Origin of the sequence: Paraburkholderia sp. GAS33 (assembly GCF_050436645.1) — a bacterium.
In the GTDB taxonomy this organism is placed as follows: domain Bacteria; phylum Pseudomonadota; class Gammaproteobacteria; order Burkholderiales; family Burkholderiaceae; genus Paraburkholderia; species Paraburkholderia phenazinium_B.
Window position 1 is genome coordinate 495,018 of the sequence record NZ_JBNDMP010000005.1, and the last position, 18,358, is coordinate 513,375.

The 18,358-nt window shown below is 62.6% G+C and carries 16 protein-coding genes; 12 read left to right on the top strand and 4 right to left on the bottom strand.

Translation table 11 applies throughout. From position 1 onward, the window contains the following. The first annotated feature begins 38 nt into the window (after positions 1-38). The 4 genes from P3T24_RS18765 to P3T24_RS18780 all read left to right on the top strand — a co-directional run bounded on the left by P3T24_RS18765 (position 39) and on the right by P3T24_RS18780 (position 3,486). Complete coding sequence (locus tag P3T24_RS18765; protein WP_074263233.1) at positions 39-971, top strand: ABC transporter permease; 933 nt, start codon at positions 39-41, stop codon at positions 969-971. Then, positions 968-1,771, top strand: a complete 804-nt coding sequence (locus tag P3T24_RS18770; protein ID WP_429406999.1) for an ABC transporter permease — start codon at positions 968-970, stop codon at positions 1,769-1,771. The genes P3T24_RS18765 and P3T24_RS18770 overlap by 4 nt, the downstream gene beginning before the upstream one ends. Before the next feature lie 19 nt (positions 1,772-1,790). Beyond that, complete coding sequence (locus tag P3T24_RS18775; protein WP_429436778.1) at positions 1,791-2,861, top strand: ABC transporter ATP-binding protein; 1,071 nt, start codon at positions 1,791-1,793, stop codon at positions 2,859-2,861. A 163-nt stretch (positions 2,862-3,024) separates the two neighbouring features. Beyond that, a complete protein-coding gene (locus P3T24_RS18780; RefSeq protein WP_074263236.1) occupies positions 3,025-3,486 on the top strand; it encodes a TerB family tellurite resistance protein in 462 nt (153 codons plus the stop codon). Here P3T24_RS18780 and P3T24_RS18785 read toward each other — a convergent pair. After that, positions 3,459-4,340, bottom strand: a complete 882-nt coding sequence (locus P3T24_RS18785; RefSeq protein WP_429436780.1) for a LysR family transcriptional regulator — start codon at positions 4,338-4,340, stop codon at positions 3,459-3,461. The two genes, P3T24_RS18780 and P3T24_RS18785, sit on opposite strands and share 28 nt — an antisense overlap. 407 nt (positions 4,341-4,747) lie before the next feature. Between P3T24_RS18785 and P3T24_RS18790 the strand changes: the two genes are divergently transcribed. Genes P3T24_RS18790 through P3T24_RS18800 form a run of 3 tightly spaced genes read left to right on the top strand, consistent with a single transcriptional unit; the run spans position 4,748 to position 9,460 of the window. Next, positions 4,748-6,037 (top strand): dicarboxylate/amino acid:cation symporter, encoded by a 1,290-nt coding sequence (locus P3T24_RS18790; protein WP_429436782.1) that lies wholly within the window; start codon positions 4,748-4,750, stop codon positions 6,035-6,037. Positions 6,038-6,073: 36 nt separating this feature from the next. Next, on the top strand, positions 6,074-8,059 hold the full coding sequence (locus tag P3T24_RS18795) for a sensor histidine kinase (protein WP_429436956.1): 1,986 nt from the start codon (positions 6,074-6,076) through the stop codon (positions 8,057-8,059). 48 nt (positions 8,060-8,107) lie between these two features. Continuing rightward, positions 8,108-9,460 (top strand): sigma-54-dependent transcriptional regulator, encoded by a 1,353-nt coding sequence (locus P3T24_RS18800; RefSeq protein ID WP_429436785.1) that lies wholly within the window; start codon positions 8,108-8,110, stop codon positions 9,458-9,460. A 108-nt stretch (positions 9,461-9,568) separates the two neighbouring features. Here P3T24_RS18800 and P3T24_RS18805 read toward each other — a convergent pair whose 3' ends face one another. Continuing rightward, a complete protein-coding gene (locus P3T24_RS18805) occupies positions 9,569-10,102 on the bottom strand; it encodes a peroxiredoxin family protein (RefSeq protein WP_429407008.1) in 534 nt (177 codons plus the stop codon). Positions 10,103-10,261: 159 nt separating this feature from the next. Between P3T24_RS18805 and P3T24_RS18810 the strand changes: the two genes are divergently transcribed. Continuing rightward, positions 10,262-10,912: a hypothetical protein gene (locus P3T24_RS18810; RefSeq protein ID WP_429436788.1), complete on the top strand. Its 651-nt coding sequence runs from the start codon at positions 10,262-10,264 to the stop codon at positions 10,910-10,912. Positions 10,913-11,254: 342 nt separating this feature from the next. Here the strand turns inward: P3T24_RS18810 and P3T24_RS18815 are convergent, their stop codons facing one another. Then, positions 11,255-12,787, bottom strand: a complete 1,533-nt coding sequence (locus P3T24_RS18815; RefSeq protein ID WP_429436791.1) for a YifB family Mg chelatase-like AAA ATPase — start codon at positions 12,785-12,787, stop codon at positions 11,255-11,257. 106 nt (positions 12,788-12,893) lie between these two features. After that, positions 12,894-13,148, bottom strand: coding sequence for an accessory factor UbiK family protein (locus tag P3T24_RS18820; protein WP_074263243.1), 255 nt, complete (start codon positions 13,146-13,148; stop codon positions 12,894-12,896). Between the two features lie 417 nt (positions 13,149-13,565). Here P3T24_RS18820 and P3T24_RS18825 point away from each other — a divergent pair, with 417 nt between their 5' ends. The 4 genes from P3T24_RS18825 (at position 13,566) to gshB (ending at position 18,102) form a co-directional block, all read left to right on the top strand. Beyond that, positions 13,566-13,904 (top strand): P-II family nitrogen regulator, encoded by a 339-nt coding sequence (locus P3T24_RS18825; protein ID WP_006048089.1) that lies wholly within the window; start codon positions 13,566-13,568, stop codon positions 13,902-13,904. A 38-nt stretch (positions 13,905-13,942) separates the two neighbouring features. Beyond that, positions 13,943-15,427 carry an ammonium transporter gene (locus P3T24_RS18830; protein ID WP_429407016.1) on the top strand — a complete coding sequence of 495 codons (1,485 nt, stop codon included), beginning with the start codon at positions 13,943-13,945 and terminating at the stop codon, positions 15,425-15,427. Positions 15,428-15,704: 277 nt separating this feature from the next. Then, positions 15,705-16,994, top strand: coding sequence for a glutamate--cysteine ligase (gene gshA, locus P3T24_RS18835; protein WP_074263245.1), 1,290 nt, complete (start codon positions 15,705-15,707; stop codon positions 16,992-16,994). Between the two features lie 151 nt (positions 16,995-17,145). Then, entirely contained in the window at positions 17,146-18,102 is a 957-nt protein-coding gene (gshB, locus tag P3T24_RS18840; RefSeq protein WP_429436793.1) for a glutathione synthase, read from the top strand. Positions 18,103-18,358 lie beyond the last annotated feature (256 nt).

Genomic DNA, 18,358 nt, shown 5'->3' on the forward strand with positions numbered 1-18,358 from the left:
CGGCCCTCGCTTTAGCCTGATTGCTCCAGGGGTGACCTATGACCGCTTCATCGGATATCGGGTCGGCGCAGCCGGAACACCTGGTTCCCCCGGCGCCTCCATCCCACGTGAAGGGACCGGCAGAATCGTCCCAGTTCCTGACCTGGCTGGGCGTCGCGCCGTTCTTCATCTTTGCGTTGCTGTTTCTGATCCTGCCCACCGGCTTTCTGATGGTGGGCGCGTTTCAGGACCCGCAGGGGCACTTCACCCTCGCAAACTTCCGCGACCTGTTCCAGCCGGGCGTGCTGGAAGCCTACTGGATCAGCTTCAAGGTGAGCGCCGCGTCGGCGATCGGTGGTGCCGTGATCGGCTCGCTGCTGGCGTGGGCAGCGGTGCAAGGACGCCTGCCAGGCTGGATTCGTCCGACGCTGATGACATTCTCCGGCGTCGCCTCGAATTTTGCCGGCGTGCCGCTTGCGTTTGCATTCATCTGCACATTGGGCCGGGTCGGGCTCGTCACGGTGCTGTTGAAGAAGTATGTCGGCATCAATCTGTACTCGACGGGTTTCAGCATCCTGAGTTTCACCGGCCTGACGGTGACCTATCTGTACTTCCAGATTCCGTTGATGGTGCTGATCGTCACGCCGGCGCTCGACGGCCTGAAGCGCGAATGGCGCGAAGCCTGCGACTGCCTCGGTGGCACCTCGTTCCACTACTGGCGCTATGTCGCACTGCCGGTACTGTGGCCGAGCGTGCTTGGCGCGACGCTGCTGCTGTTTGCGAATTCGTTCGGCGCGGTGGCGACGGCTTATGCGTTGACCGGTAGCTCGCTGAACATCGTGACCATCCTGCTGTACGCACAGATTCGCGGCGACGTACTGCACAACCAGAACCTCGGCTATGCACTCGCGCTGGGGATGATCCTCGTGACGGGGCTGTCTAACGGCGGCTACATCTGGCTGCGTTCGCGAGCCGAAAGGGGCCGCAGATGAAAAGTCAATCGCGTGTAGGTGCATGGACCGCGATGATCGTGGGCGCGCTGTATTTCCTGATCCCGCTCGCTGCCACCGTCGAATTCAGCCTGCGCATGCGGCGCGGCGTCTATAGCTTCGACGCTTATAGAGTGGTGCTATCCGACCCGCGTTTTCAGGCCTCGTTTGGTTATTCGATGCTGATGGCAGTCCTGACGATCGTGATTGGCGTGTTGCTGGTGGTGCCGACGGCCTATTGGGTGCGCCTGCGCTTACCGAAGCTGCGGCCCGTGGTGGAATTCATCACGCTGCTGCCGCTGGTGATTCCCGCCATCGTGATCGTGTTCGGCTATCTGCGTATCTATAACAGCAGCTCGATCCTGCCGCTGACCGGCAACGAGCGCGCCACCGATCTGCTGCTGGTGTTCGGCTACGTAACGCTGGCGTTGCCGTACATGTACCGCTCCGTCGACGCAGGTCTCGCCGCGGTCGACGTGCGTTCCTTGACCGAAGCCGCCGAATGTCTCGGCGCCAGTTGGCCGACCATTCTGTTCAAGGTGATCTTTCCGAATATCCGCTCGGGGATTCTGTCCGGGGCGTTCCTCACCTTTGCGGTGGTGATCGGCGAGTTCACGCTGGCTAGCCTGCTCGACCGGCCGGCGTTCGGTCCTTACCTGCAACTGATCGGCGCGAACCGCGCCTATGAGCCGTCAGCACTCGCGATCATCGCGTTCGTCATCACCTGGGCGTCGATGGGGTTGATCCAGGTATTTGGCTCGGCGCGCGGCTCGGCCCGCGCGCTGGCCGGACACAAACCCTGAAGAATTGAGGCGTCGAATCATGGCATTCCTTGAAATCGAAAATCTGCACAAGTCGTTCGGGGCGAACACCGCGCTGCATCACTTCGACATGAAGATTGAGCGAGGCGAGTTCATCACCTTTCTCGGGCCGTCGGGCTGCGGCAAGACGACGGTGCTGCGCATGATCGCAGGCTTCGAAAACCCGACGCGCGGCGTGATCCGTCTCGATGGCCGGGACGTCACGCATCTGCGTACGCGTCAGCGTAAGGTCGGCATGGTGTTCCAGTCGTACGCGCTGTTTCCGAACATGACGGTTGCCGACAACATCGGCTTTAGCCTGCGTGTGGAGCGTCGTCCGCAGGACGAGATTCGCAAGCGCGTCGGTGAGATGCTGGATCTGATTAAACTGCCCAATATCGCGGAGCGCTACCCGTGGCAGCTTTCGGGCGGTCAGCAGCAGCGTGTGGCACTCGCCCGGGCGCTGGCTGGCAAGCCGCAGGTTCTGCTGCTCGATGAACCGCTATCGGCGCTCGACGCGAAAATCCGCATCTCGCTGCGGCAGGACATTCGCGCGCTGCAACGCGAGCTTGGCATCACATCGATTTTCGTGACTCACGATCAGGAGGAGGCGCTCTCCATCTCCGATCGCATCGTGGTGATGAACGAGGGGCGCGTCGAGCAGGTCGGCACCTCCTCGGAGATCTACAACTATCCGCGTACGCGATTCGTGGCGTCGTTCGTGGGCACGCTCAATATTCTGTCCGGACATGTGGTGGATCCGGCGAACGGCAAGATGGCCGTCGACGGGCAGGAACTGGTGACCACGCAAAGGCTTGCACCGGACGACGTCGGCAAGAAGCGTCTGCTGGCGCTGCGCCCGGAGGCGATCGTGCTGGAAGCGCCGGCGGCCGGACGCAATACCTTGGCGGCGACGGTCGAGGAAGTGAATTTCCTTGGCGCGGTAGTGCGGATCAGGACGCGGGTGAAGGAGGCGGTGATTTCTCTCGACGTCTTCAACGATCCGAATCGCCGTTTGCCGGAACGCGGTCAGCCGGTTGCATTGGGTTTTTCGCACGAGAACCTGCTGGTACTGGAGGAGGGGGCGGCGTAGGGGGCTGGCTGTGTGCTTCGAGCAGAGGCCGTGCCCCTCGTGTGGCCAAACTTCGGCTTTTCCGAACAAATACTCCCGGATTAACAGGTTTATCCGATTCAACGTCTGACGCAGACTAGGGCTCATCACCACTGCGGATATCGTCCGCGAAAGGAGCCCAGTCATGCGAAGCTATCCCCGCAACAGTCCTCAGGCAGCCGCGCGCATTGTCGCGCTGGTGCTAACCTCCGACGGGCACGTTTGCAGTTCCGAGGAGCGCGCACTCGACAAGCTCGACATCGCCGGGCAGCTCGGCCTCGCGCCGACCGAATTCGCGCAGATCGTGCAGACGCTGTACGAGGATCACTCAATCGCCCACGCGCCCCTCATGCCGGCGGTCGGCCAGATCGACACGAACCTGCTTGGCTCGCTGATCGGCGAGATCGACGACCCGGCATTGCGCAGCAGGGTGATCCGGCTGTGCGTCGCCGTCGCGACCGCCGACGACCATCTTGCCGATGGCGAAATCGCCGTGCTGGCGGCCATTCTTGGCGCGTGGGGAACCACTCCGGCGGCGGTTACGGTTCGCCGCGATGCCACGCCGGCCGTCTTGCGTGGTCACGGACGCACGGCGTCGATCACCTGAGAAGCGAGCGCATGATTCTGGCCGCGCCGCGAGCGGATGGCGTGGATCTCTTCGATCACGCCGTCCGCACGTCCAAGCAGGCGCAGTCCGCGCAGCAAGGACACATCGCCGGCACCTAGCTCTGCGAGAGGAAACACGCCGAGCCCGCGCGCGGCGAACACCGCCATTAACGCGCTGTCTTCGAATTCTCCGGCGATCCGCGGCCGGATTCCCGCCGCCTCGAACCAGCGGTCCAGTCGCGCGCGTAGCGCGCCATGGCCGGTGGGCAAGAGCACGGGCAGATCGGCAAGGCATTGCGGGAAGCTGGCGCGAGACGCCTTCTGGACGATTGTCGTGGGCCCATACCAGTCGACGGGCGAGCCGACGAGGCGCTGACTCACCAGACGCAGGTCTGTGTTGTGCAGCGCCGGCTGGCATGCCAGCACCAGATCTAGCCGATGCAACGCGAGTTCCGACAGCAGTTGCGCATGTTCACCCTCGTGGCACAGAAGCCTGAGCGATGGCGTGTCGAGCACGGGCGCGAGTAGCGCATGCGCGGCGAGCTTTGAAATTCCATCGGATAGACCCACGGCGAGCCGTGCAACGCGCTCGCCACCCGCTTCGCGCATTTCGTCGAGCAGCGTTTCGCCGATCTGAAAGATCTGCTCCGCGCGATTGAAGGCCGCCGCACCGGCCTCCGTCATGACGACGCCGCGCCCCGCGGGTTTTAGTAACTGGCGCCCGACCGATTTTTCCAGCTCGCGCACCTGGGCGCTGATGGTCTGCACGGCCATGTCGAGGCGCTCGGCCGCACGCGCGAAGCCACCTTCCTTTACGACGATCCAGAAATAGTAAAGATGGCGGTAGTTCAGCATGGGCGGCGTAAGTTCGATAAAAACGATCCGTCTTTCAGCTTATCACTGAGTTATTCGAACTCATGAGGCCGCAGTCCGAACCAGGGTCTGCGTCGTCCGGAATCCCCGACGCCTGTCTTCCAGATTTCCGGAAAGCTGGACGTCCCGTTCACCGAAATCTCAAAAACCCGTTATAAATCAAAGCAAAAGACTCGCTATCCAGCTGGCATCGACCTTGCAAAGTAGAAGCGCGGCCGCACAGGCCCGACAACTAAAGCATGGAGACAACGATGTCCGATTTCCCCTCCCGGTATTTCTGAATTCGTCGTCTTGTCGCGGCCCGATGCCGTGCACAGGCGATACGTCTATGCGTTCGCATGATGCGCAGCGTGGCAGGCCATTGGCTCATCCACATCGCAGGAATCGTCATGAAGAAATCCTTCCATAAAGTGCTCTATGTCCAGGTGATCGCCGCGATCATCGTCGGCATTGCTCTCGGCCATTTTTCACCCGCTCTCGCTATCGACATGAAGCCGTTCGGCGATGCCTTCATCAAGCTGATCAAGATGGTGATCGGGCCGATCATCTTCTGTACCGTCGTGACCGGCATCGCCGGCATGCAGGATATGAAGAAGGTTGGACGGGTCGGCGGCAAGGCGCTGCTGTACTTCGAAATCGTTTCGTCGTTTGCGCTGGTACTCGGTCTGCTGGCCACGCACCTGCTGAAGCCGGGCGCTGGCTTTAACGTCGATCCTGCGACGCTCGACGGCAAGGAAGTCGCTTCGTACGCCGCCAAGGCGCACGGCCAAAGCACCGTCGATTTCCTGATGCACATCATTCCGAACACGATCACGGATGCGTTCGCCCAGGGCGAGATCCTGCAGATCCTGCTGATTGCGATGCTGTTCGGCAGCGTGCTTGCGACGCTTGGCGAGCGTGGCAAGGTGGTCACGGATCTGGTCGAAAGCCTGTCGAGCGTGCTGTTCGGCGTGGTGCGCATCATCACGAAGCTGGCACCGATCGGCGCGTTCGGCGCGATGGCCTTCACCATCGGCAAATACGGTATCGGTTCGCTGCTGCCGATGCTCAAGCTGATCGGCACGTTCTATCTGACCTCGATCGTGTTCGTGGTGGTCGTGCTCGGCGCGATTGCACGGATGGTCGGCTTCAGCGTGCTGCGCTTCGTGGCGTACATCAAGGAAGAAATGCTGATCGTACTCGGCACGAGTTCCTCGGAAGCCGCGTTGCCGCAACTGATGCTGAAGCTTGAAAAGCTCGGTTGCTCGCGCTCGGTGGTGGGCCTGGTAGTGCCGACCGGTTACTCGTTCAACCTCGACGGCACCAACATCTATATGACGATGGCCGTGCTGTTTATCGCCCAGGCGACCAACACCGATCTGACGCTGACGCAGCAGCTCACCTTGCTGGCCGTGACGATGCTGACGTCGAAGGGCGCAAGCGGTGTGACGGGCGCCGGCTTCATCACGCTGGCGGCGACGCTTGCCGTGGTGCCGACCATTCCGCTGTCGGGCATGGTGCTGATTCTTGGTATCGACCGCTTCATGAGCGAATGCCGCGCGTTGACGAATATTGTCGGCAATGGCGTGGCCACCGTGGTGGTGTCGGCGTGGGAGAAGGAACTGGATCGCAACAAGCTGCGGGCGGTGTTGCGTGGTGACGTGGCCGCGATCAAGGAAACGGAAACCGCGGGTGCCTGAACCCGAGCAGCGCGGCGGGCGGAGCGTTGAGGTGAAATACCGTCGGCATATGCCACAATAACCGTACCCTACCGACCGGAATCCACTAACGTGACGCGCCGCCTGCTGATCCTCTTCGCGCTCGTCGCCGGGCTCGTGGCAGCGTGCGGGCTCACGTGGAGCATCACGTGGCGGGGAGGCATCGACACTTTGCGGCGCAACGCTGCCGTGCGCGTCGACCGCACGACCAACGCACTCAAGAGCACGCTTGAGCGCTACGAATCACTCCCTTATCTGCTGGCCGAGCATCCGTTCGTGCAGGACGTGCTCGTGAGTCCAACCGCGCCCAACGTCGAGCGTGCCAATCGCTACCTCGAAGATCTCAACGTCCACGCCCGGGCCACGGCAACCTACATCATCCAGACGGACGGGTTGTGTGTTGCGGCTAGCAACTGGCACGAGCCCGATAGCTTTGTCGGCGCGGGGTATCAGTTCCGGCCGTATTTTGTGGATGCGGTGAAGGGTGGCGTAGGCCGCTTCTTCGGCATCGGCACGATTTCGCACGATCCGGGCTACTACATCTCGCAGCCGGTGCGGCGGGACGGCAAGATCGTCGGCGTGGCGGTCGTCAAACTCAATCTGGAGTGGTTCCAGGGTGTGGATGCCGCGGAGCCGCTGATCGTCACTGACGATCACGGGGTGATTTTCCTGTCGTCGGTGCCGGCGTGGAAATATCACACAGTGCGGCCGTTGTCGGGCGCGGTGGCCGATTCGATCTATCAGACGCGCCAGTACGCGCAGCAGGAGATTCCGCCGTTGCCGGTGACAATCGAACGCACGCTCGAAGGCGATGCGCAGATCGTGCGTGTGGGTGGCGGGCGGTATGCGCCGCGCTATCTTGCCTCGCGACGTGCGATAGGCGAGCCCGACTGGCAATTGATCACCATGGCGAGCGTCGCCCCGGTCGATGCCGATGCGCGCAACGCTGCCATCGTCACGGGCTTCGGTTACATCACGCTGTGCCTGCTCGCGTTCTACTGGAGAATGCGGCGCGCCCGTGTGCGCGAGATGATGCGCAGCCGCGAGTTGTTGCAACGCGCTTATGCGGAGTTGAATCAGCGGGTAGCGGAGCGAACGGCGGACCTGTCGCAGGCGAACGATCAGTTGAAGAAGGAAGTGAGCGAGCGCACGCGCGCCGAACAGGAGTTGCGCGCAGCGCACGATGAGCTGATCCAGGCGAGCAAGCTGGCTGCGCTCGGTCAGATGGCGGCGGGCATTACGCATGAGTTGAATCAGCCGCTTGCTGCATTGCGAGGGTTCTCGGACAACACACGCGTGCTGCTCGAGCGCGGCGATCAGGCCTCGGCGCGCGAGAATCTCGAAGCGATCGCGGCGCTCACCGAGCGCATGGGCAAGATCACCAATCAGTTGAAACTATTTGTGGGACGGGCACGGCCGCGTAGTGCGCGGGCGCCGCTCGCACGGGCGCTGCGCAATGTGCTGGCGCTGCTGCAAAAGCGTCTGCAGGGCGTAGACGTGACTTTGACGGTGGTCGAGAACGAGGCGGGCGCGCAGACCCAGACGCGGACCCGCTTCGATCCGTCCGACGAGCATCCGGAACTCATCGCAAACTGTGATGACCTGCGGCTTGAGCAGGTGTTGATCAATCTGCTTGGGAATGCATTAGATGCAACGGGGGATCTGGCGGAAGGTAATCTCGCGGCCGGACGTCCATCGGTCACCGCAACGCTCCCTCGCATCGAGATCGAAATCGAAGCTGCCGCGGCGACGTTATCGATCTCGGTCCACGATAACGGCCCCGGCATTCCGGACGACGTCCTGCCGCGCCTCTTCGAGCCGTTTTTTACGACAAAGGAAATGGGCCAGGGATTGGGACTCGGCCTCGCGATTTCTTCGTCAATTGCGCGTGACGCCGGCGGTTCGCTCGTGGCCCGCAACGCGCCGGACGGCGGCGCGCTGTTCGTGCTAACGCTGCGCCGGGCGCGTGTGCAGGCAACCGATCCGCTCATTGCGGGGTCCTGAATTCAGACGGCTTCAGATGCGCCTGGACGCTTTTAGGTGGTGAGGACAATGGTCAACAATAGTTTGCCGGTGCTGTATATCGAGGACGACGAACTGGTGCGTCGCGCGAGCGTGCAAAGCCTGCAGCTCGCCGGGTTCGACGTCACGGGACATGCGTCGGTCGAATCCGCAGCGCGTTCGATCAACGCGGATTTTCCGGGCGTGATCGTGAGCGATATCCGCTTGCCCGGCGCGAGCGGTCTCGATCTGCTCGCGCAATGCCATGAGCGTGCGCCCGAAGTGCCGGTGATTCTCGTCACCGGTCACGGCGATATCTCCATGGCCGTCCAGGCAATGCGCGATGGCGCCTACGATTTCATCGAGAAGCCGTTTGCCTCCGAGCGTCTGATCGAGACAGTGCGGCGCGCGCTGGAACGCCGCACGCTGGTGCTGGAGAATCACGCGCTACGCCGTGAGCTGGCGGGGCAGAACGCGGTGGCGCCGCGCATCATCGGCCGTAGTCCGGTGATCGAACAGGTGCGGCGGCTGATCGCGAATGTGGCGCCGACCGACGCGTCGGTGCTGATCAACGGCGATACCGGTGCGGGCAAGGAACTGATCGCGCGCAGCCTGCACGAACTGTCGCCACGGCGTGACAAGCCGTTTCTCGCGGTCAATTGCGGTGCTCTGCCGGAACCGATGTTCGAGTCGGAGATGTTTGGCTATGAGCCCGGCGCTTTTACCGGAGCGGCCAAGCGGCGCATCGGCAAACTCGAGCATGCTTCGGGCGGCACGCTGTTTCTCGACGAGATCGAGAGCATGCCGTTGGGGTTGCAGGTCAAATTGCTGCGGGTCTTGCAGGACGGTGTGCTCGAGCGGCTCGGCTCGAACCAGCCGATTCGCGTGAATTGCCGCATCGTCGCGGCTGCCAAAGGCGATATGACCGAGCACGTCGCTGCCGGCACGTTCCGGCGCGACCTGCTGTACCGCCTGAATGTCGTGACGATCGCGCTGCCGCCGCTCGCCGAACGTCGCGAGGACATCGTGCCGCTTTTCGAGCATTTCCTGCTCGACGCCGCGGTGCGTTATCAGCGCCCTGCGCCGATTCTGACGGATCGTCAGCGCGCGGGTCTGATGCAGCGCGACTGGCCAGGCAACGTGCGGGAGTTGCGCAATGCGGCTGACCGGCTTGTGCTCGGAGTGGCGGAAGATCCGGTAGCGGGGTCGGTCGATGCGGCGGAGGATTCGCAGTCGCTCAAGGAGCGCGTCGAGCAGTTCGAGCGGGCGGTGATTGCGCAGGCGCTGGAGCAGACCGGCGGCGCGGTGGCGGTGGCGGCGGACCGCTTGCAGTTGGGTAAGGCGACGCTTTACGAGAAGATCAAGCGGTATGGGCTGGCGGTGAAAGGCGACGGCGAGCGGTAAAGTCCCGGATCGCACAGGACCCAACGAGTGCGCCCCAAAAGCAACGCGCCGGTAGCGACAATTCGCTACCGGCGCGTTTTGTATCTGGTGCTTTCGTGCTTTGCTGCTTCAGGCCGCGTTCAGCGCCTTTTCGAGCAGTTGGTCCAGCTCGGCGAACTGCGGCTCGCCCACATAGCGCTTGAGAATCGTACCGTCCTTGGCGACCAGGAAGGTTGTCGGCGTCAACTGGATGTTGCCGAACTGCTTGGCCGCCGAGCCGTCGTCCATCGCGACCTTGAACGGCAGGCGGCGGGTCTGGCTGTAGTTGACCACGTACATCGGCGCGTCGTAGTTCATTGCGACGGCGACGAATTCGAGTCCCTTGCCCTTGAAGCGGTTATACGTGTCGACCATCTTCGGCATTTCCTGGACACAGGTGTCGCAGTTGGTCGCCCAGAAGTTGATCAGATAGACCTTGCCCTTCAGGTCGGCCGTCGAGACTTTCTGGCCCGACAACAGCGTGAAAGTCGCATCCGGCACGTGCTGCTGGCCGTTGAAGGCGAAATAGCCGGCAATCGCGATCGCACCCGCGACAGCCGCCATCGCGATGTAGCGGATCGGGCTGGTGCGCTTCGATACGGAAGGAGACGGGGTAGGGCTCATGAACGGGACCTCGAGATTCGCGCAGCGTGCGCGGAACGTAGCCACGGTATTGTAGCCCCAATCCCGCGAGGCGGCAGGGCGCTGTCGACACCCTGCCGGGGGTGCTTCTATCGGCGGATAATGGGGTTTTAAGCTTCGAGCCTTCCTGACAGCTTCGTCATGTTCCTATCCGCTTTCTGCCTGCCATTCCTGCGTCTTTTTTCCACCTTCCCCTTGAGCTTCGTTGTCCGGCTGCGTCACCTCTCTTCCGGCTTACCGACGACGGCGGCAACGCGCGCCATCCTGCGCATGAGTCTTTGCGTGGTCGCCGCGGGCGGCTTGCTGGCCGGCTGTTCGCCGACCTACGACTGGCGCACGGTCATGAATAACGACAACGGTTATACCGTCGACCTGCCGGCCAAGCCGGGCAGCGATACGCGGCAGATCGACGTGGCCGGGACTTCGATGAAAATGGCCATGCAGACCGCCGAGGCCGGGCCGGCCGTATTCGCGGTCGGCACGCTGATGCTGCCTTCGGACGACCCGCAGGTGCAGCGCACGGCGCTCGACTTCCTGCGCGACGGACTGGCCCGCAATGTCGGCACCGCGCCGGCCGCGCACGCGGTGCAGATTCCGCTGGCCGCCGGTGGTCAGGTGCCCGGCCTCGAGATGACGCTGAGCGGCAAGGCTGGCGAACAAAAGGAGACTCGCACGATCTACGCGCGCTTCGTTGCCCATGGCCGGCATGTCTACCAGGCGGCGATTATCGCCAGTCAGCCGTTGCCGCAGGAGCAGGTCGACCAGTTTTTTCGATCGTTCCAGCTTTATTGAAGACGCCATTTAGCTGCTTCGCGCGGCGTGCAAGGGTGTCGTAGATCGATGCACGCAGTGAAAGTTCCTTCGCAGGTTATGACGCTAATAGCCGGATTTTATGGGGATTTTTCCATCACCTGCCGCGCCTGTGGATAACTTTGTGGAGAACTTGGCGGGAGCGGGCCGGGATGCCCGTCCCACGGGCGTCCGGTCACTTTTCCCTGCTTCGGGGACAACCAAAAAACCCAATAAAATCAATGGCCTCTCCAAAACGCATCGAGCCTACCTTTCAATTGCCTGCGAATTTTCCAGAAATACTTTCGTGTGCATAAGTCAAGTCTTGACAGCGATTTTTTTGCTCTATCCAGCGGCGAATGCACGACGATATTGGACGGCTTCTGCAATTTGAGCGCCACTCGGCGCGTCGGCACCGGCTAGATCTGCAATCGTGCGGGCCACCTTCAGCACGCGGTAATAGGCGCGTGCCGACCAGCCGAAACGATCACCCGCTTCGCGCAGCAGCGCTTCGCCGGCTGCGTCCGGCCGACAGACCTCGTCGACTTCGCGGCCGCTCAGTTCGCGGTTGGTTTTGCCCTGACGGGCCAGTTGCCGGGCGCGAGCTGCGCCTACCCGCGCGGCAATGGCTACGCTTGGCTCGTTGGTGTTGCTCGCGCGCGCGGAGAGTTCAGCCGGCGTGAGCGCGGGTAACTCGATCTGGATGTCGATTCGGTCCAGCAACGGCCCCGAAAGTTTGCGCAAATAGCGCGCGGCGATTTCCGGCGTGCAGCGGCAGCGTCCGTTCGGATCGCCGCGCCAGCCGCACGGACAGGGATTCATCGCGGCGATCAGCTGGCAGGCTGCCGGGAAATCGGCCTGCAATGCCGCTCTCGAAATGGTGATGCGTCCGGCTTCGAGCGGTTCGCGTAACGTCTCCAGCACGTGGCGGTCAAATTCCGGAATTTCGTCGAGAAACAGCACACCGAGATGCGCCAGCGTGATTTCACCTGGTTGCGGCGGATTGCGCCCGCCCACCAGCGCCGCTGCGCTCGACGAGTGATGCGGCGCCCGGAACGGCCGCTGCCGCCATTGCGCCGGTGAAAAACCCGACATGCTCGCGGACAGCAGCGCTGCAGAGGTGAGCGCTTCGTCGTCGGTCATCGGCGGCAGCAGGCTCGGCAGGCGTGCCGCCAGCATCGACTTGCCGGCCCCCGGCGGCCCGACCATCAGAACATGATGACCACCCGCCGCGGCGACTTCGAGCGCCCGGCGCGCGGCGCGCTGGCCGATCACGTCGGCCATATCGGCGGCCGGGACGACAGGGGCCGTGTCGAGTGCAGCCGCGGCGACTGGCGTGAGCCGGCTGTCCGGGACCCCAGCCAGATGCGCGCATAGCGAGGGCAGACCGGCGGCGCCGTAGACGTTGACGCCCGGCACTAGGGCGGCCTCCGCAGCGCTTGCCGCCGGCAGATAGAGTTCGGCCGCCACCTGCTGCGCGTTGCTCCGCGCGGTTCCACATGCCATCGCAAAGGCCCCGCGCATGGGACGCAGTGCGCCTGTCAGCGACAGCTCGCCCGCGAATTCCCGATGCATCAGCGATTCCGCCGGAATCTGCCCACTCGCGGCGAGGATACCCAGTGCAATAGGTAAGTCGAAGCGGCCAGATTCCTTCGGCAGGTCGGCTGGCGCGAGATTGACGGTGATACGGCGCACGGGGAAGTCGAAGTCGCAGTTCTGCAGCGCGGCGCGCACGCGCTCGCGGCTTTCGCGCACTTCGAGATCGGGAAGGCCGACGATCGAAAAAGAGGGTAATCCGTTGGCGAGGTGAACCTCGACCGTTACTTCAGGCGCGCGGCCAGCGGCCGGCGCGCGACTGCGCACCACGGCAAGCGACATGTTTTCTCCCGTCAGACGGCGCGCCGGTAGCGCGCACGACTCTCTAAAACGCTGATGACGTCACGGCTCGCTTGCCAGTGATGTGCAATTCAGACTTCGCGCAACCTCAGGACGTGTGCGTCACCGGCAGCTTCTGTTCGATCTCGGCCACGCGCCGCTCCAGTTCCTCGAGACGGGCGCGCGTACGCACCAGCACCTGGGTTTGCGTATCGAATTCTTCGCGCGTTACCAGATCGAGCTTTGAGAAGCCCTGCGACAGCATGGCCTTGACGTTGCGTTCGACATCCTTCGCGGGCGAGTTCTTGAGCAGATCGCTGATGCGAGCCTGGAAATCGTTGAAGACGTCGTTCGGTTGTTTCATGGTGTTCCCCTTAAATGCACAAAAAGTGTGCATGTGTCATTACGTCTGTGCCCCGGATCGGCGGATGAGCATTTTTGGTGCATGACCGACCGGTCGGTACGGTTCCATGTGCGACTTTGGTGCGCGTATTCGTGTCCGTGGCCTGCGAACACTCTAGCAACGATCCAGACGGCGCGCCACCGTCCCCCGCCAACGTTGGCCATCCGGCCAGGGGGAGCGCGGGGCCGCTACCGGCACCGGTTCCAGCGAGTGTGACACTCACATGGCATGCGAGTTGCTGTTACTGCCCGGCGCGCACTGCCGGGTGGTTTTACCGGCACTGCATCGATCCGGTTCGAGTACCAGCCGCGTATCGACGCAACAGTTCAGGGGAAACCAGGTTTCGCAAACGGGTTACGCAACTACAGCGAGGATTTCATGAAACTGATTACCGCAATCATCAAGCCGTTCAAGCTCGATGAGGCGCGCGAGGCCTTGTCGGCAATCGGCGTCTCCGGAATCACGGTGACAGAAGTGAAGGGCTTTGGGCGTCAGAAAGGCCACACCGAGCTGTACCGGGGCGCAGAGTACGTCGTCGATTTCCTGCCGAAGGTGAAGATCGAGGCCGCGGTCTCGGACGACATCGTCGATCAGGCGATCGAAGCGCTCGAGCGTGCCGCACGCACCGGCAAGATCGGCGACGGCAAGATTTTTGTCACGCCGATCGAGCAAGTGATTCGGATTCGCACCGGGGAGACCGGGGCGGACGCCCTGTAAATAGAACGATAGCGACTCGCTACAAGAGGAAAATTAAGATGCGCAAACTATTGATGTCCATGCTGATGGCCGGTTCGCTGCTCGCGGGCGGTATCGGCGCCGCCCTCGCGGACGACGCTTCAGCACCTGCAGCCGCCTCGGCACCTGCCGCCGATACGACGGCCAGCGCACCGGCCGCCGCAGCATCGGCACCGGCAGCGGACGCCTCCGCACCGGCTACCGCGGCTGCTGCACCCGACGCGTCGGCAGCCGCTGCCGCAGCCGCCCCGGCTGCTCCGACCGCGCCGTTCTCGGTCGACTCGTCGAAGATCAACTCCGGCGACACCGCCTGGATGCTGACCTCCACCGCGCTCGTGCTGTTCATGACGATCCCGGGCCTGGCACTGTTCTACGGCGGCATGGTCCGCAAGAAGAACGTGCTCGCAACGCTGATGCAAAGCTTTGCGATCACCTGCGTCGTGACGATCGTCTGGGTGGTGCTGGGCTACAGCCTGGCGTTCACACCTGGCGGCATGTTCATCGGCGGCTTCTCGCGCGTCTTCATGGCCGGGATGAACTATATCCACGGCGACAAGGCGACCACGCTGACGGTAAGCCACCTGGCTCCGACGATCCCGGAAACGGTCTACTGCGTGTATCAGATGACCTTCGCGATCATCACGCCGGCCCTGATCACGGGTGCGTTTGCTGACCGTATGAAGTTCTCGGCGATGCTGGTGTTCATGACGCTGTGGTCGATCATCGTCTACTCGCCGATCGCTCACATGGTCTGGGAACCGACCGGCTGGCTGGCTACGGCAGGCATCCTCGACTTCGCAGGCGGCACGGTGGTGCACATCAACGCCGGTATCGCCGGTCTGGTTTGCTGCCTGGTGCTCGGCAAGCGTGTCGGCTACGGCAAGGAAGTCATGGCTCCGCACAACCTCACGCTGACGCTGATCGGTGGCGCGATGCTGTGGGTGGGCTGGTTCGGGTTCAACGCAGGTTCCGCAGTGGCAGCAGACGGCCGTGCCGGCTTCGCGATGTTCGCGACGCAGGTTGCAACGGCAGCCGCAGCACTCGCATGGATGTTTGCTGAGTGGATCGCCAAGGGCAAGCCGTCGGTACTCGGCATCGTCTCGGGCGCGGTTGCAGGTCTGGTGGCGATTACGCCGGCTTCGGGCTTCGTCGGCATCGGCGGTTCGCTGGTGATCGGCATTGCAGCTGGCGTGATCTGCTTCTGGTCGGCTACGTGGCTCAAGGGCAAGCTCGGTTATGACGACTCGCTCGACTGCTTCGGCGTGCACTGCGTTGGCGGTATCGTCGGTGCACTGCTGACCGGCGTGTTCGCGGTCAAGGACATCGGCGGCGCGGACGGCAGCGTGATCCTGCAGGCCAAGGGCGTGTTGACGACTCTGATCTACAGCGGCGTGGTGAGCTTCGTCCTGCTGAAGGTGATCGATCTGGTGATGGGTATCCGCGTGACGGAAGAAGAGGAGCGCGAAGGCCTGGACGTGAGCCTGCACGGCGAGCACGTCGAATAAGGTTTAAGGGTTTCAAGGCTTTACGATTCACGATCACGAATCAAGCGCAGCGACTTTGGCCCGCCTTCTGGCGGGCCTTTTCTTTGGCGCCGGTTGCGGTGCTATTGCTGGACTATTCGCGGATGAATCGCGGTAGACTGCATCCGAGGAGCAGTTTTCGCCGCCTATCGCGCTCATAGCGAGAATGCATCCGTCCCTGCTTGCGAATGGAGAAACCGTCCCCAAATGGACGAAGCATTTGCTCTACAATCTTTTTTCTCCAGTCTGCGAGTGATCAATGGTTCCGCACCTAGTTACGGCGTTAAACGGCCCGCTGCTCGATCTCGAGCGGAAGATCCTCGACGCTACACCCGCCATCGAACGCTGGTTCCGCCTGGAATGGCAGGAACACACGCCGCCGTTCTATTGCTCGGTCGATCTGCGTAACGCAGGTTTCAAGCTCGCCCCTGTCGACACCAATCTGTTTCCCGGCGCGTTCAACAACCTGCCGCAGGAAGTGTTGCCGCTCGCTGTGCAGGCGGCCATGGCTTCGATCGAAAAGATCTGTCCGGACGCGAAGAACCTGCTGGTCATTCCGGAGCGCCACACGCGCAATGCGTTTTATCTGGAGAATGTCGCCCGTCTGGCGACCATCATGCGGCAAGCCGGGCTCAACGTCCGGTTCGGTACCCTCGACGAGAGCGTCGACGGGCCGGTCACCATTGCGTTGTCGGACGGTCAGAAGATCGTCCTTGAGCCGCTCGAGCGCTCGGCACGCCGGCTTGGCCTGAAGAATTTCGATCCGTGTTCGATTCTTCTGAACAACGATCTTTCCGGCGGCATTCCGCCGGTCCTTGAAAACCTGCACGAGCAGTATCTGCTGCCTCCGTTGCATGCCGCGTGGGCGGTGCGTCGCAAGTCGACGCATTTCTCCTGCTATGACGACGTCGCCAAGAAGTTCGCGAAGATGGTCGAGATCGACCCGTGGATGATCAATCCGTACTTCGCGCACGTAGAAGGCGTCGATTTCCAGGAGCGTACTGGCGAAGAGGCGCTGGCCGATGCGATCGACGGCGTGCTGAAGAAGATCGCCAAGAAATATCGCGAGTACGGCATCTCCGAGAAGCCGTACGTGGTCATCAAGTCGGATGCGGGCACTTACGGCATGGGTGTGATGACCGTGCACGACGCTTCGGAAGTCGCTGCGCTCACCAAGCGCGAGCGCGCCAAGATGGCAACCACCAAGGACGGTCTCGAAGTGCACGACGTGATCGTGCAGGAAGGCGTCTACACGTTCGAGCGCATCGGTGAGGAAGTCGCCGAGCCGGTCGTGTATATGATCGACCGGTATGTGGTGGGCGGCTTCTATCGCGTGCACGGCAGCCGTGAGCGCGATCAGAATCTGAATGCGCCCGGTATGCACTTCGTGCCGCTCGGCTTCGAGCATACGGCTTTGCCGGACGCTCATGCGAAGCCCGGTGTGGCACCACCGAACCGTTTTTATATGTACGGTGTGGTGGCGCGGCTTGGCTTGCTGGCCGCCTCGGTGGAACTGGAAAAGACCGATCCGGAAGCGATCCAGGTCTGATTCGCGGCCAAGGTCTCGCTTCACACCCGGTTGCTGTGGCGTCGAGGTTACGCCTCGTTACGCCACACCGGACCGACGGGCGGCGCGCTTCATGCCGCCGCCCTTTGTTTAACGCATAATGCCAAGCCCATCAGTGCGCATCAGGACTTCCATGGACATTCTCTTTATCGCCGACCCGCTGGATCACTTCAAGATCTACAAGGATTCGACCCACGCGATGATGGCCGAGGCGGCCCGGCGCGGTCACACGCTCTACATCTGCGAGCCGAAGCATCTCGCATGGACGGGTGCAGACGTCGAGGCGAATGCGCGGCGCTTTGCGATTGTCGGCGACGAATCCGATGGTCATCGCGAGACCTGGTATGCCGCCGATGCCGCTGCCGCGCGCTCGCTGAAAAGCTTTGCCGCTGTGGTGATGCGCAAAGATCCGCCGTTCGACATGGAATACGTGACGTCCACGTGGCTGCTGGAGCTTGCAGAACGCAGCGGCGCCCGCATCTTCAATAAGCCGCAGGCGATTCGGGATCATTCGGAAAAGCTCGCGATAGGCGAATTCCCGCAGTTCGTGGCGCCAACGCTCGTGACGCGCGACGCCGCAAGATTGCGCGCGTTTCACGCGGAGCATGGCGATGTGATTCTGAAGCCGCTCGACGGCATGGGCGGCATGGGCGTGTTTCGCGTGAAAGCGGATGGCATGAACCTCGGTTCGATCATCGAGATGCTGAGCCACGACGGTGCGCGTTCGGTGATGGCGCAGAAATTCATCCCCGAGATCAAGGACGGCGACAAGCGCATTCTGCTGATCGGCGGCCAGCCGGTGCCGTATTCGCTCGCGCGCATTCCTCAGGGCAATGAGGTGCGCGGCAATCTTGCCGCGGGTGGGCTCGGCGTGGCGCAACCGCTGACCGAGCACGATCGCAAGATTGCGGAGACGCTGGCGCCGGTGCTCGCGGAGCGCGGTCTGCTGCTGGTGGGCCTCGACGCAATTGGTGATTGGCTCACCGAAGTGAACGTGACGAGCCCGACGTGCTTTCGCGAAATCATGGATCAGACCGGTTTCGACGTCGCCGGAATGTTCATCGACGCGCTCGAACGGGCGGTAGGATAACGCAGTCGCCCTGACGGGTTGCCCAGGTGGTCTGTCAGGGCGGCGTCGAGCGAACAAGTGGCGGAAGCGCGAAAATGAGCCTGTTACAATGCCCGCTCTTTAGCGGCGGCCCGCGTCGGTTAGGATCGCCGGCAGGCGCGCCGCCCGAAACCTCGGGTTTCGCGCGGGCATGAAGCGCTCGTTCGCTGCGGGGCCGTCTCGGCCTGGCAGGTAGGCAGCGCGGAACACGGATCCGACCCTCAGACCATCGGCCGGT